The organism is Methylobacterium sp. Leaf89 (assembly GCF_001422215.1).
Taxonomy (GTDB): domain Bacteria; phylum Pseudomonadota; class Alphaproteobacteria; order Rhizobiales; family Beijerinckiaceae; genus Methylobacterium.
In genome coordinates this window covers 332-14,888 of the sequence record NZ_LMML01000004.1, presented here as the reverse complement: position 1 = coordinate 14,888, position 14,557 = coordinate 332, and the positions used below count along the sequence as shown (strand labels likewise).

At 70.5% G+C, this 14,557-nt stretch carries 12 protein-coding genes; 4 read left to right on the top strand and 8 right to left on the bottom strand.

Annotated elements, in window-relative coordinates; translation table 11 throughout:
* The 3 genes from ASF18_RS01545 to ASF18_RS01535 form a co-directional block, all read left to right on the top strand.
* The coding region (locus ASF18_RS01545) for a bifunctional allantoicase/(S)-ureidoglycine aminohydrolase (RefSeq protein WP_056348721.1) at positions 1 to 730 on the top strand (730 nt) is incomplete at its 5' end.
* 391 nt (positions 731 to 1,121) lie between these two features.
* Positions 1,122 to 3,284: a malate synthase G gene (locus ASF18_RS01540; protein WP_056348718.1), complete on the top strand. Its 2,163-nt coding sequence runs from the start codon at positions 1,122 to 1,124 to the stop codon at positions 3,282 to 3,284.
* 106 nt (positions 3,285 to 3,390) lie between these two features.
* Positions 3,391 to 4,980 (top strand): alkaline phosphatase D family protein, encoded by a 1,590-nt coding sequence (locus ASF18_RS01535; RefSeq protein WP_056348716.1) that lies wholly within the window; start codon positions 3,391 to 3,393, stop codon positions 4,978 to 4,980.
* A 54-nt stretch (positions 4,981 to 5,034) separates the two neighbouring features.
* Here ASF18_RS01535 and ASF18_RS01530 read toward each other — a convergent pair whose 3' ends face one another.
* The 8 genes from ASF18_RS01530 to ASF18_RS01500 all read right to left on the bottom strand — a co-directional run bounded on the left by ASF18_RS01530 (position 5,035) and on the right by ASF18_RS01500 (position 13,719).
* Complete coding sequence (locus ASF18_RS01530) at positions 5,035 to 6,549, bottom strand: ABC transporter ATP-binding protein (protein ID WP_244472547.1); 1,515 nt, start codon at positions 6,547 to 6,549, stop codon at positions 5,035 to 5,037.
* Positions 6,550 to 6,666: 117 nt separating this feature from the next.
* Complete coding sequence (locus tag ASF18_RS01525) at positions 6,667 to 7,404, bottom strand: isochorismatase family cysteine hydrolase (RefSeq protein WP_082486909.1); 738 nt, start codon at positions 7,402 to 7,404, stop codon at positions 6,667 to 6,669.
* The gene (locus tag ASF18_RS01520; RefSeq protein WP_056348713.1) at positions 7,401 to 8,429 is read right to left on the bottom strand and encodes a formamidase; all 1,029 of its coding nucleotides are present in this window, start codon (positions 8,427 to 8,429) and stop codon (positions 7,401 to 7,403) included. Before ASF18_RS01520 ends, ASF18_RS01525 begins: the two co-directional genes overlap by 4 nt.
* 23 nt (positions 8,430 to 8,452) lie before the next feature.
* Complete coding sequence (locus tag ASF18_RS01515; RefSeq protein WP_056348710.1) at positions 8,453 to 9,373, bottom strand: ABC transporter permease; 921 nt, start codon at positions 9,371 to 9,373, stop codon at positions 8,453 to 8,455.
* Positions 9,374 to 9,383: 10 nt separating this feature from the next.
* Entirely contained in the window at positions 9,384 to 10,508 is a 1,125-nt protein-coding gene (locus ASF18_RS01510; RefSeq protein WP_056348707.1) for an ABC transporter permease, read from the bottom strand.
* 69 nt (positions 10,509 to 10,577) lie between these two features.
* The gene (locus tag ASF18_RS01505; RefSeq protein WP_244472525.1) at positions 10,578 to 11,684 is read right to left on the bottom strand and encodes a BMP family ABC transporter substrate-binding protein; all 1,107 of its coding nucleotides are present in this window, start codon (positions 11,682 to 11,684) and stop codon (positions 10,578 to 10,580) included.
* Between the two features lie 279 nt (positions 11,685 to 11,963).
* Positions 11,964 to 12,263, bottom strand: coding sequence for a hypothetical protein (locus ASF18_RS22700; protein ID WP_056216496.1), 300 nt, complete (start codon positions 12,261 to 12,263; stop codon positions 11,964 to 11,966).
* Positions 12,264 to 13,128: 865 nt separating this feature from the next.
* On the bottom strand, positions 13,129 to 13,719 hold the full coding sequence (locus tag ASF18_RS01500; protein ID WP_244472524.1) for a sigma-70 family RNA polymerase sigma factor: 591 nt from the start codon (positions 13,717 to 13,719) through the stop codon (positions 13,129 to 13,131).
* A 599-nt stretch (positions 13,720 to 14,318) separates the two neighbouring features.
* Between ASF18_RS01500 and ASF18_RS01495 the strand changes: the two genes are divergently transcribed.
* Entirely contained in the window at positions 14,319 to 14,519 is a 201-nt protein-coding gene (locus ASF18_RS01495) for a CsbD family protein (RefSeq protein ID WP_056348701.1), read from the top strand.
* Positions 14,520 to 14,557: the final 38 nt, after the last annotated feature.

The following is a 14,557-nucleotide window of genomic DNA, read 5'->3' as shown; positions in this document are numbered from 1 at the left end:
GATGAGCGACATCGTCACCTCCGTCCTGCCCTTCTGGGAGCACACCCAGGCCTGGATGCTGGCTCGCCCCCTCTCGGGCTTCTCCGAGACCTTCGCCCAGTACCTCGTCACCCTCGCCCCCGGCGGCGGCAGCGAGCGGCCCGAACCCGACCCCGAGGCCCAGGCCGTGCTGTTCGTCGTCGAGGGACAGGCCCGCCTCGTCCGCGACGGACAGGTCCACGCCCTCACCCCCGGCGCCTACGCCTACCTGCCCCCCGGCACCACCTGGAGCCTGCGCAACGACGGGGCCGGACCGACCCGCTTCCACTGGATCCGCAAGGCCTACACCCCCGTGCCCGGCCTCGAGGTGCCCCCCGCCTTCGTCACCCACGAGACCGCCGTCGCCCCCGTGCCCATGCCCGGCACCGACGGGGCCTGGGCCACCACCCGCTTCGTCGCCCCCGACGATCTGCGCCACGACATGCACGTCAACATCGTCGCCCTGCGCCCCGGCGCCTCGATCCCCTTCGAGGAGACCCACGTCATGGAGCACGGCCTCTTCATCCTCGAGGGCAAGGCCGTCTACCGCCTCAACCGGGACTGGGTCGAGGTCCAGGCCGGAGACTTCCTCTGGCTGCGCGCCTACTGCCCCCAGGCCTGCTACGCCGGAGGACCCGGACCCTTCCGATACCTCCTCTACAAGGACGTCAACCGGCACGCCCCCCTCTCACCCTTCCGGGGCCGGCGATGAGCGGCGGAGGGCGGAGCGCGACGCGGCGCCCTCCCGCCCCTGGCTGACCCGGGCCCGCATCGTACGCGCCCGTGCGGCGATCCGGACGATCGCCCACCGCCCCCCGAGCGCGCCTCTGCGCCCCGGGGCCGGGCAGGAGGCCCCGGTGCCGACAACCCACCGGGTTTGTCGATCTCGGTCGGCGCGTCTATTGCGTGGCCCTCCGGACACCGGCTCGGAGCTTTCCGCACCCCGGCGCGGGCGGCCCTCGCCGAGACGACGGTCGCAGGGACGTCGTCGGGCTTCGGGATGCCCTGCGCGAGAACTCGAGACCGGGCGTTCGACATCGGTGGGTTGGCGACGACCGCGGCCGGTGGCATTCCAGCGCAAACCTTCCGTGAATGGATCGAAGATGGATCGAATGGATATCGGCGGCCTCGCCGTCGCCCGCGTGCTGTACGATTTCGTCGCGGAGGAGGCCCTGCCCGGGACCGGCATCTCGCCCGAGGTTTTCTGGGGCGGCCTCGGCGCGATCGTGCGCGACCTGACGCCGAAGAACCGGGCCCTGCTGGCCAAGCGCGATACGCTCCAGGGGCAGCTCGACGCCTGGCACCGGGAGCGGGCCGGCAAGCCGTTCGATCCGGCGGCCTACAAGGCGTACCTGAAGGACATCGGCTATCTGCTGCCCGATCCGGGACCGGTGGCGGTGCGGACGGAGAACGTCGATGACGAGATCGCCCGCATCGCCGGGCCGCAGCTCGTCGTGCCGGTCTCGAACGCCCGCTACGCCCTCAACGCCGCCAATGCTCGCTGGGGCTCGCTCTACGATGCCCTCTACGGCACCGACGCGGTTTCGGAGGAGGGCGGCGCGATCCGCAGCGGCGGCTACAACCGCGCCCGCGGCGCCCGGGTCGTGACCCGCGCCCGCAGCTACCTCGACCGCTTCGTGCCGCTGGCCGGCGGCCGCCATGCCGACGTGGTCACCTATGCGGTCGAGCAGGGCGGGCTCGTCGGCAACATGAACACCGGAGAGACCGTCCCGCTCGCGCGACCGGATCTCTTCGTGGGCTATCGCGGCCGGGCCAGCATGCCCGCCTCCCTGCTCCTGCGGCACCACGGGCTGCACGTCGAGGTCGTCCTCGACCGGACGCATCGGATCGGTCGCTTCGATGCGTCCGGCGTCGCCGACATCCTGCTGGAATCGGCCGTCTCGACGATCATGGACCTCGAGGATTCCGTGGCCACGGTCGATGCCGACGACAAGGTCGTCGTCTACCGCAACTGGCTCGGCCTGATGAACGGGACCTTGACGGCCTCCCTCCACAAGGACGGCCGCACCCTGGAGCGGCGCCTCAACCCCGACCGGCACTACATCGCGCCGAACGGCGGCGAGGTGGTGGTACCGGGCCGCTCCCTGATGCTGGTGCGCAATGTCGGCCACCACATGGACACCGATGCGGTGCTCGACGCCGAGGGCCGCGAGATCCCCGAGGGCATGCTCGACGCCGCGGTCACCGCGATGATCGCGATCCACGATCTTAAGGGGGATTCCGGCCTGCGCAACAGCCGGCGCGGTTCGGTCTACATCGTCAAGCCGAAGATGCACGGGCCCGAGGAGGTCGCCTTCGCGGTCGAACTGTTCGGACGCGTGGAGGCCATGCTGGGTCTCGACGCGAACACCCTCAAGATGGGCATCATGGACGAGGAGCGCCGCACCACGGTCAACCTCGCCGCCTGCATCGCGGCCGCGGCCGAGCGGGTCGTGTTCATCAACACGGGCTTCCTCGACCGCACGGGGGACGAGATCCACACCGCGATGGAGGCCGGCCCGGTCATTCGCAAGAACGACATGAAGGCGACGCCCTGGATCAAGGGCTACGAGGAGAACAACGTCGATGTCGGCCTCGTCTGCGGCCTGCTCGACCGGGCGCAGATCGGCAAGGGCATGTGGGCGGCCCCCGACGCCATGGCCGACATGCTGATGCAGAAGGGCGCCCACCCCAAGGCGGGCGCGAGCACGGCCTGGGTGCCGTCGCCCACCGCCGCGACCCTGCACGCGCTGCACTATCACGAGACCGACGTGCGGGCCCGGCAGGTGGAACTCGCCCGCCGGCCGCGCTCGGCCCTCGACGAGATCCTCGAGATTCCGCTGGCCCGCTCGAACTTCGCCCCCGACGACGTGGCCCAGGAGATCGACAACAACGTCCAGGGCATCCTCGGCTACGTCGTCCGCTGGATCGACCAGGGGGTGGGCTGCTCGAAGGTGCCGGACATCCACGATGTCGGGCTGATGGAGGACCGGGCGACCTTGCGGATCTCGTCGCAGCACATCGCGAACTGGCTGCATCACGGCGTCGTCAGCGAGGAGCAGGTGATGACGGCGCTCAAGCGGATGGCGAAGGTGGTCGATCGCCAGAACGCCGGCGATCCGCTCTACCGCCCCATGGCCCCGGACTATGACGGCCCGGCCTTCCAGGCGGCCAGCGACCTCGTCTTCAAGGGCCGCGCGCAGCCGAACGGCTACACGGAATGGATCCTCACCGAGCGCCGCCGCGCCGCGAAGGCGGCCCGCTAGACCGGCATCGGATCCACGCGAACCAGGTTAGGGACGGCGCGGGCAGCGTCGTCAAGGCGTCAGACAGGATCGCCATAGCGGAGCCTTCGGAAGGGAGCCCGCCGCCATGTCCTCCTCGTCCCGTTCCAGCCTGCCCCGTCGTCCGTTCCTGACCGGGGCCGCCGCCGGCCTCGTCGGTCTCGGCACCGGCGTCTTCCGGCCCGGCCTCAGCCGGGCCGCAGACCGCCCGATCCTCACCCACGGTTTGCAATCCGGTGACGTCGACGGCGACTCCGCCGTGGTCTGGGCCCGGGCCGACCGCCCCTGCCGGGCGATGATCGCGTGGTCGACCACGGAAAGCTTCGCCGACATTCGCGGCGGCGTCTTCGCGGATGCGCTCCCGGCGAGCGACGGCACCGTGAAGGTCGCCCTGACGGATCTGCCGCCGGGCCAGGACGTGTTCTACCGGGTCCGCCTGCAGGATCTCGCCGCGCCGACGATCCTCGGGGCGCCGCAGGTCGGGCGCTTCCGCACGGCGCCCGCCGAGCGCCGCTCGGTCTCGTTCTGCTGGTCCGGCGACACGGCCGGCCAGGGCTGGGGCATCGACGAGGCCCGGGGCGGGATGACGATCTACGCCGCCATGCTGCGCAACCGGCCGGATTTCTTCCTGCATTCCGGCGACACCATCTATGCCGACGGCCCGATCATACCGGAGGTGCGCCTGCCCGACGGCACCCTCTGGCGCAACCGCGTGACCGAGGCGGTGGCGAAGCCGGCCGAGACCCTGGAAGAGTTTCGCGGACGCTACCGCTACAACCTCACCGACGCGAACGTGCTGGCGATGAACGCCGAGATCCCGATCTTCGCACAGTGGGACGATCACGAGGTCACCAACAACTGGTGGCCGGGCGAGCCCCTGACCCGGGCCGAACACCTGCGGAAGGCCTATCGCGACCCGAACGTGCTGGCGCTCCAGGTCCGCGCCGCGCGCGCCTTCCACGAATACATGCCGATGCGCTTCGCGCCCTCGGAGCCCGGCCGCGTCTACCGCAAGATCTCGCATGGGCCGCTGGTCGACGTGTTCCTGCTCGACATGCGCTCCTATCGCGGGCCGAACGGCGAGAACCGGCAGACCACCTACGGACCGGAGGCTCACTTCCTCGGCCCGGCGCAGGTCGCCTGGCTCAAGCGCGCGCTCCTCGCCTCCCGCGCGACCTGGAAGGTGATCGCGGCCGACATGCCGATCGGGCTCGTCGTCCCCTACGATTCTCAGCCGCCCTTCGGGTCGGAGGCCGTCGCGCAGGGCGACGGGCCGCCGCTGGGCCGGGAACTCGAGATCGCCGACCTCCTGCGCTTCCTGCGGGATGCGGGCATCCGCAACACGGTCTGGCTGACGGCGGACGTGCACTACGCGGCGGCGCATTACTACGATCCGAACCGGGCGCGATTTCAGGAGTTCGAGCCGTTCTGGGAGTTCGTCGCAGGCCCGCTGCATGCCGGGACCTTCGGTCCCAACGCCCTCGACGACACCTTCGGGCCCCAGCTGCGCTTCGCCAAGGCGCCGCCGCCGGGCCAGACCAACCTCTCGCCCGCCGCGGGCTACCAGTTCTTCGGCCATGTCGCGGTCGAGGGCGCGACGGAGCAGATGACCGTCACCCTGAAGGACGCCGCCGATACCGCGCTCTGGTCGGTCACCCTCGACCCCGTGCGGACCTAGCCTGCCGGACCGGACACGCCCGGCAGCGTCGGGCCGACACGGCCGTGTCGCGCCTCAGTGATGCCCCGCCATGTGGCGGCCGATGCTGCGGGCGTCGGCCTCGGCGCGACTCACCGCGTGCACGATGCGACCGTCGGACATCACCACGATGCGGTCCGAGAGTTCCAGGATCTCGTCGAGATCCTCGCTGATCAGCAGGACCGCCGCCCCGGCGTTGCGGGCCGCCAGGATCCGGGCCCGGATCTCGGCGACGGCGGTGAAGTCGAGCCCGAAGCAGGGATTGGCGACGACGAGGAGGTCGACCGGGTCGGTGAGTTCGCGCGCCAGCACGGCCCGCTGCACGTTCCCGCCGGACAGGGTGGCGATCGGCGCCTCGGCGGAGGCGGTCTTCACCCCGAAGCGCGCGATGAGGTCCCGGGCGCGGCGGCGCATGGCGCCGGTGTCGAGCCAGACGGTCGGCCGCCCCGGGACCGCGCCCCCCTCGGAGGCGCCACGCTCCGCGCGCCGGTCGAAGGCCCGGAAGGCCAGGTTCTCCGCGACCGACATGCGCGGCGCGCAGGCATTGCGCAGCGGCTCCTCCGGAATGACGCGGACCCGCCGCGCCCGGCTCTGCGCGCGCCGTCCGTCATAGGCCTCGCCCCCGACCTCCACCCGGCCAGCGGCCGCCCGGATCTGGCCGCCGAGCACGTCGGCGAGTTCCTTCTGGCCATTGCCCGAGACCCCGGCGACGCCGACGATCTCGCGGGCCTGCACCGCGAGGGCGTCGACGGCGAGGTGACGCAGGCCGGAGGCATCGGTGGCGCGCAGATCCGCGATGCGCAGGACGACCCGGTCCGGGTCGGGCCGACCGACGCGGTTGGGGGCGGCGCGCACCGGGCGGGCGCCCATCATCATCGCCGCCATGTCGTCCCGGCTGAGTTCGCCGACCCGTCCGCCGCCCGCGAGCGTGCCGCGGCGCAGGACGCTGACGCTGCGGGCGAACGCCTCGACCTCGCGGAACTTGTGGCTGATCATCAGCACCGTCAGCTCGCGCCGGTCCGCCATGGCGCGCAGGAGGCCCAGCACCTCCTCGGCCTCCGCCGGCGTCAGCACCGAGGTCGGCTCGTCGAGGATCAGGAACCGGGCCTTGAGGAAGAGCTGCTTGATGATCTCGAGCTTCTGCTTCTCCCCGGCCGCGAGCTCGGCCACCGGGCGTTCGAGGTTCAGCCGGAACGGCATCCGTTCCATGAAGGCGGCCAGCGCCGCACGCTCGGCGCGCCAGTCGATCACCGCCGGCACCCGGGGCCGGGCGATGACGAGATTCTCGAGGCCCGTCAGGGACGGCACCAGGGTGAAGTGCTGGTAGACCATGCCGAGGCCGCGGGCCTGGGCGCCCTTCGGATTGGTGATCGCGACCTCGCGGCCATCCACCAGGACGCTGCCCGCGCTCGGCGCGTAGAAGCCCATGATGCACTTCACCAGGGTCGACTTGCCCGCGCCGTTCTCGCCCAGCAGCGCGTGGAAGCCGCCCGCCTCGATCTTCATCGAGACGTCGTCGAGGGCCGCGAAGGTGCCGAAGCGCTTCGACATGCCGATGGTCTCGACCGCGATGGCACCGGGCGGCGGGGCCTCGGGCACCACCGCTGCCGCGTCTCCGTCCCGGGGCACCACGTTACGAACCGATTGCGGGAAGGGCACCATCGCGGATCATCCCATCGCCACCAGGAGGGCCTCGGAGGTCGCCACGGCGCCGAAGACGCCGCCCTGCATCGTCACCATCCTGAGGGCGGCCTCGTGGTTGCCCCGGTCGGTGGCCGCGCAGGCGTCGGAGACGATCACGCATTCGAAGCCGCGGTCGTTGGCCTCGCGCATCGTGGTGTGGACGCAGACATCCGTGGTAATCCCCGTGAGGATCAGGTTGCGGATGCCGCGCCGCCCGAGGATCAGCGCCAGGTCGGTGGCGCAGAACGAGCCCTTGCCGGGCTTGTCGATGACGGGCTCGCCGGGCATGGGCGCCAGTTCGGGGATGATCTCCCAGCCCGGCTCGCCCCGCACCAGCACGCGCCCGCAGGGCCCGGGATCACCGATGCCGGCTCCGATCCGGCGCGAGCGCCAGCGCTTGTTCTCGGGCAGGTCCGCCAGGTCCGGGCGGTGGCCCTCGCGGGTGTGGATGACGGGGTAGCCGAGGCGCCGGGCCGCCGCGAGCAGGCGGCCGATCGGCTCGATCGGCGCCCGGGTCAGGCCGATATCGTAGCCCATGGCGTCGACGTAGCCGCCGGGACCGCAGAAATCGATCTGCATGTCGATGATGATGAGGGCGGTGTTGTCGGGCCTCAGTGCCCCGTCGAAGGGCCAGGGATAGGGCTCGGCGGCGGCGTAGCGCGCCGCGTCCACCGCCGTCGGGGCGAGGGGCGTCGCCGGCACGGTGAGGGGCGCCGCGCTCATTCCGCCGCCTCCCGGGCGTCCGGGGTCTGTCCGGCGCCGTAGGACCGGGTGGGCGCGGCGAACCCGCAGGAGGTGCCGTCCACGACCTTGACCCCGTCCTCCCACGGCAGGCGGTAGCGGCCGGCGGCGAGGTCCTGCATGTAGGTGTAGGGGCAGTCCCCGGCGCCGCCCTTCACGGCCGTGTAGCCGCGGTGTCCGAGCTGGTAGATGTTGTTCTCGACGCCCCAATGCAGGCGCGCCTCGCGCACGAGGTCGGGCCGGACCTCCGCCGTGATGATCTCGTCGACGCGCCCCGTGGTGCCGTGGGCGATGATCTGACCGTCGAAGTTGACGATCATGCCCTCGCCCATGGAATCGAACGAGCCATCCGAACCGCACAGGCAGACGTTGGCGGTGACCATCAGGTTGCAGAAGGCATTCGACTGGTTGGTGAAGCGCCAGGACTCGCGGATCGGCGCCGTGTAGCCGGCCGTGCGGATCATGATCTCGGCGCCCTTGTAGGCGCATTCCCGGGCCATCTCGGGAAACATCCCGTCGTGGCAGATGATGAGGGCGATCTTGGCCCCGCGCGGCCCCTCGATGACCGGGATGCCGATGTCGCCGGGCTCCCAGGGCTCGACGGGCACCCAGGGGTGCATCTTGCGGTAGGAGAGCTTCACCGCGCCGGTCTCGTCGATGATGATGCCGGTGTTGAACGGGTTTCCGTGGGGGTTGACCTCCATGAGAGAGAAGCAGCCCCAGATCCGGTTGTCGCGGCAGGCCTTCGCGAAGGCCGCGACCTCCGGGCCGTCCATCCGGCACAGGATGTCGGGGTTGGTGTCCATCGACAGGCCGTGGAGGGCGTATTCGGGGAAGACCACGAGGTCCATGGTGGCGAGGTTGCGCCGGGCCTTGCCGACCATGTCGACGATGCGCTGCGTCTGCGCCGCGAGGTCCGCCGGCGTGACGACGGTCGGCAGTTGCAGCTGCACCAGCCCGAGCACGACGCCGTTCGGAGATTTGTTGAGGCCGCCAAGTCCGTTCATCGGAGATACCTGTCTGCTGAGATTTACTTCGCCTGTCCGAGTTCGCCCGGTGCTCCGGCCAGGGCATGGTTCGGCGACGAGGTGGCGATCAGGACGCCGAGGGTGAGGACGTAGGGCGCGGCGTAGAACAGGTAGTAGCCCTGCGAGACGCCCACGGACTGGAGCGCCGGGCCGAGGGCCCCGGCCCCGCCGAACAGCAGCGCCGCGCCGAAGCAGGCCAGGGGGTTCCAGCGGGCGAAGACCACGAGGGCGACGGCCATCAGGCCCTGCCCGGAGGAGATGCCCTCGTTCCACGAGCCCGGATAATAGAGCGACAGGTAGGCGCCCCCGATGCCGGCGAGCGCCCCGCCGGCTCCGGTCGCCAGCAGCCGGACACGGTCGACGTCGTAGCCCATGGCCCGGGCCGCCTCGGCGCTGTCGCCGACGATGCGGACCACGAGGCCGGTGCGGGTGTTGCGGAACCCCCACCACAGGACGAGGCTGAGCACCGCCCCGATCAGGAACAGAACGTTGACCTGGAGGGCGGCGCGGATCTGGGGCAGGTCGGACCAGTTGCCGAAGGGGATCGCCGGCAGCTGCGGCGCCGAGGGCTGGATGAAGGCCTTGCCGAAGAAGAACGCGAGGCCCGAGCCGAACAGCATCAGGGCGATGCCCAGCGCCACGTCGTTGACCCGCGGCAGCCGGCAGATCCAGCCATGGGCGAGGCCGAACAGCCCCCCCGCCGCGCCCGCCACCGCGACGCCGGCCCAGGCCGAGCCGGTGAGCACCGCCGTGGCGTAGGCCGACATCGCCCCGAACACGAGGGTGCCCTCGAGGCCGAGATTGATCCGGCCCGAGCGCTCCGTGATCGTCTCGCCGAGGCTGACGAACAGGAACGGCGTCGAGACCCGGATGGCCCCGCCGATCACCGCGATGAGGACGTTCCAGAGGCCAAGGTCGCTCATGCAAAGTCGCTCATGGCGCGGCCTGGCCCGCGGCGGCGCGCGTCTCGCCCCAGAGATGCGGACTGAACGGCTTGAAGCGCCCGTACAGCGTCTCGCCCACGAGGACGAGGAGGAAGAGCAGGCCCTCCAGCAGCAGGATGGTGGCGTCCGGCAGGTGCAGGCGGCGCTGGATCAGGCCGCTCGACGCCTCGATCCCGCCGAGCAGGAAGGCGACGGGCGGGATCGCCAGGGGGTTCTGGCGGGCCAGGAACGCGACGAGGATACCGGTATAGCCGTAGCCCGCGATCAGCGACGCGTTGGCGTTGCCGTGGACGGCCGCGACCTCGAAGAATCCGGCCAGGGCCGCCAGCGCCCCCCCGAGGGCAGTGAATCCGGCGATCAGGCGCCCGACCGGCAGGCCCTGGATCTGGGCCGCGCGCACGTTGCCGCCGGCGATGCGGGCGGCGAAGCCCAGGGTGGTGCGCTCGGTCAGGAGCCAGGCGAGGAGGCAGGCCACAACCCCGACGCCGAGGCCCCAATGCACCTCCAGGCCCGGCATCGGGCCGACCCGGAAGGCCTCGTCGATGGTCCGGGTCGACGGCTTGTTGAGGCTGCCGGGATCGCGCAGCAGGCCCTCGATCAGGTGGTTGGCGAGCGCGATGGCGATGTAGGACATCAGCAGGCTGGCGATGGTCTCGTTGACGCCGCGCCAGGCCCGCAGGGCGCCCACCGCCCCGAGCCAGAGCGCCCCGGTCAGGAAGGCGGCCAGCGCCATGGCGGCGATGCCGAGGCCGGGGGCTGCGCCCGACAGGGGCGCGGCCACCGCCGCCGCGGCGAGGCCGCCGAGCACGATCGCGCCCTCGCCGCCGATGACCACGAGGCCGAGGCGGGCGGGCAGGGCTACGCAGAGGGCCGCGAACAGCAGGGGCGCGGCGCGCTGGAGGCTGTTCTGCAGGGCGAAGGCGGACCCGAAGCCGCCCCGGTAGACGAGGTCGAGGAAGGCCGCCGGCGATTTGCCGAGGCTGAGGAGGAACAGGCTGAAGAGGCCGAAGCCGAGGGCGAGCGCCCCGAGCGGGATGGCGAGCGCCTCCGCCCGGCGCGCGCCCCAAGCCCGCAGGGGCAGGCTGGCCGAGGGGCGCGACCCTGCCACGACCATGTCCGACGGAGCAGTCTCGGCAACCACGGCTCTTCCTCCCGCTGGTGGCGTGCGTGACGGACGCGTCCCTCAGGCCGAGCCCTTCACGCCCTCGACGAGGTAGCCGGTGCTCTCGAGTTCGGGCGCGTTCTCGGCAAAACCCTTGCCGGCCTCGGCGATCGCGTTGCCCTTGTTGTCCTTGAGCGGCCCCCGGATGATGGCGAACCCGCCCTTCATCATCTCGGCCTTGACCGCATCCGCGTTCTTGCGCGCCGCCTCCGAGACGGCAGGGCCGTAGGGGCTCATCCGGACGAAACCGTCCGCCAGACCGCCGCGCAGGAAATTCGGGGGCGCCTTGCCCGCCTGCATGTCGGCGACGAAGCCCTTGTAGATCGGGGCCCAGTCCCACTCGGCGCCGGTGAGGTACCGGTCCTTGGCGAGGGCCGACTGGTCGGCATGGTAGCCGCAGACGTAGGCGCCGCGCCGGGCGGCGGTCTCCACCGTCACCTTCGGGCTGTCGACGTGGCAGGTGATGACGTCGGCGCCGCCATCGATCAGCGCGTTGGTGGCCTCCGCCTCCTTCACCGCCAGCGACCACTCGCCGGTGAAGATGACCTGGCAGGTGATCGACGGGTCGACGCTGCGGGCGCCGAGCAGGAAGCCGTTGATGTTGTTGAGGACTTGGGGGATCGGCTTGGCCGCCACGAAGCCGAGCTTCTTCGACTTCGTGGCGTGCGCCGCCACGATGCCGTTCAGGTACTGGCCCTGCGCGATGTAGCCGAAATAGGAGCCGGCGTTCTTCGGGTTCGCCTCGGTCCAGAGGCCGCCGCAATGGCGGAACTGCACCGTCGGGTTCTTCCTGGCCTCGATCAGCACGTGGGGATCGAAGTACCCGAAGGAGGTCGGCAGGAGCAGGCTCGCCCCGTCCATGTTGATCATGCTCTCCATGGTCTTCTGGACGTCGTTGGTCTCGCGGACGTTCTCCTCCTCGACCACCTCGACCCCGGGCAGCCCCTTCAGGGCCGCCGCGCCCTTCGCATGGGCCTGGTTGTAGCCGTAATCGTCCTTGGGGCCGACATAGATGACGCCGACGGTCATCGGCCCGGCCGCCCGGGCGCCCGTCGACGCCAGGGCCGAGAGGCCGAGAACGGCGGTGCCGCCCAGGAGGGTTCTGCGCGAGATCGACTGATGAGCCACGGGGCCTCGTTCCATCGTTTGGCGAGCGATGGGGGAGACCATTGCAAGGTCTGGGCCGCAGTGCGGGCGCGCGGACCCTGGACTTTTCCATCAGGTCGGACGTCGGATGCCACCGTCCGGGCCAGGGCGACGGTGCTCCGATGGGCGACCCGGCCGCGGCCCACGCATCCCCGCGGAGCGCGGCGGCACGTGTCCCATCGGGCATGCCGATGACGCCGGCCTTGGGAACGAAAAGGGCGCCCGGTTCGAACCGGGCGCCCAGCTCACGCCGACCGCGCCTTACCAGCGGTGATGCCAGCCCACGTGGCGGTAGCCGCCGTGCCAGCCCCAGGGCCGGTGATATCCGACGGGGCGGTAGCCGCCCCAGCGGTGCCACCGCGGGCCATACCAGCCGACGCGGCGGTAGCCGTAGACGATGGGGCGGGCCAGGATGGGGCGATAGATTACGTTCGGACGGCAATATCCGTAGTAGCCGCGATGCCCCCCGGGTCCACACCCGTCACGAGCCTCGGCGGCACCGACGGTCGCGGCCATCGTACCCAGTGCAAGAACGGCTGCGCCAGCAAGTTTCAGTCGCATTCGCATCTCCTCTGTTGCGGTAGCCTATAAACACACGCCCCGTCACGACGGTTGCGCACCTATAGCCTGGTATATGTTACGAATTGTATCTCCGCTCAGATCAGACCGGGCGCGCATCCGGCCGATCCCGATCGAAGACAGATCAGCGCCGGCCGACCGTCTCGTCAGCCGGTCCTGCGGGACGTCCCGCGGACAGAGCCCGTCACCGGTTCGGACAAATCCAGACACCGGTTCCCTCCGAGCCGCGCAGCCGGGCCTGGACGGCCACGCGCGTCAGGCCGCGGCCGACGATGCGGCGCTCCGGGACGAGGCGGCATCGCGGGCGGGGTGTCGTCCGGGATGCGCTGAGGCCTGTCGGCATCGGCCATGCGACCTTCCGGTGCTTCTGCCATGATCGCTCGTCCCATGATCGCCGCAAGACGGTCTTCACGAAGCGTTGGAAGCGGTCTCGAACCCGGACGGGACCTTGGGGCCGGGCCTGCGCCCGGAGTGGCGCGATGCCCGGCCCTGCGGCCATGCCGAACCTGATCGGGGGACTCATGAGGCCCGGCACAACGCTGCGAATATCTGGGACGCGACAGTTGTTACGTCGACGGTCGCCGATGACGTCGAGATATGCGCGCCATCGGCGTGCTCAATGGTGCAGACGCATCATTTTGCTCGGATTTTACCGGGTCAGATGCAGTTTTATCGCTTGCTGTCCTCGGGCGGCGGATGAGGCATGATGCCGATGAGCCGCCGCGCCTCGCGAAGACGGCGGGACCCGGCGCCCCGGGTCGAAAGGCGAGGGGCCGGGCGATGGCCGCCTGGGCGCGCGCGCCGACGCGGTCGGGTTCGAACGGCGATGCGGAGGAGTCCGAGTCGCTCATGCCGCCCCCATGGCCTTGGCCAGGCGTTCGCGGGCGCGGCTGACGCGGCTCTTCACGGTGCCGGTCTGACATCCCAGGACGACCGCGGCCTCGTCGTAGAGCAATCCGTCGACCATCACGAGGAGCAGCGTCTCGCGGTGTTCGGCCGTCAGGCCGTTCAGGGCGGCCTGAAGCTCGATCAGTCCGACACGATGCTCCTGCTCGGGCTCCAGGCGAAGGGTCGCCGCGAAGGCACCGTCGACATCCTCGACCTCGCGGCGAAGCCGCTTGCGCTGATTGAGGAAGGTGTTCCGCAGGATCGTGAACAGCCACGCGATCAGCCTGGTCCCCGGCTCGAACCGGGCCCGGTTCTCCCAGGCCCGCAGGAGGGTGGTCTGAACGAGGTCGTCGGCCTCGGCGGCGTTCTGGCACTGGGAGAAGGCATACCGGCGAAGCCGCGGAACGGCGGCGATCAGGTCGGTCCGGAACGGATCGGGCACCTGTCCGTCCGCCTGCGCCGCGGACAGGGCACTTCGCAGCCGAACCAGAACCTGACCGAGACGGGAATCCGCCGCGACGTCACCGGGGAACGGAACAATCTCGTTCAATCGCCGGCCGATCAGATCCTGAATCGGTCGTGGCAATCCCTGACCGTCCGAAGAGGATTTCGGCACTCTGACATCTGTCTGCACGGATGATCGCCCTCGGGTCTGGAACAGACGATGATGTGCTCGGCGCTGGAGAAGCCGAAGCCGCTGGAGGCTTGTGATTGGGCAATCACATTCACGTCAATGATCCAGATATACCAGACAATCGCGGATCGGACGCGGAACTGCCTTCCCACGCACTTGTTACGACCGGGACTTGGAAAGCGGCGCGGTGCGCCATGGGAGATCCAGTGACACTCGGCGTCGACACGCAGGACCACGTACGGATGAGGGCCGACCCGGAAGGGGCATGGAGCCCGGGGACGCGTGGCGGCCCAGGGATCTTCGTCGGGGAACGCGGCCTCCGTCGCGCTCGCCGCAACCCGGTTGGAACGCCGACATCCAGGTAGATAACCCCGGTCTACCGGTACGCCTGCATCATTGATGGGGGTTCGTCCGGGACCATCTGTGGGTCCAGCGAACGGCCGCGACCTGCGCGGCGATGTCCCTCCCGCCCGTTGGCCCGCCGCGGCCCCGTCCATCCCATCCCTGAGGATCCCATGCGTCCCACCAAGCCCTCCGCACCCGGTTCGGCCCCCGCTTCGACCGACGCGGTCAAGGGCTCGGTCAAGGAAGCCATCGGGAAGCTGATCGGCGACCGGCAGGTCGAGGCCGAGGGTCGGTCCCAGCAGGAATCCCCCCTGTCCGACGGTCCCCTGAAGACCCGCCCGAAGTCGGACAAGACCAACCCCAAACCCTAGCTTCGGCCGCGCGCCGCGCGACGAACCCCAGCCACGAA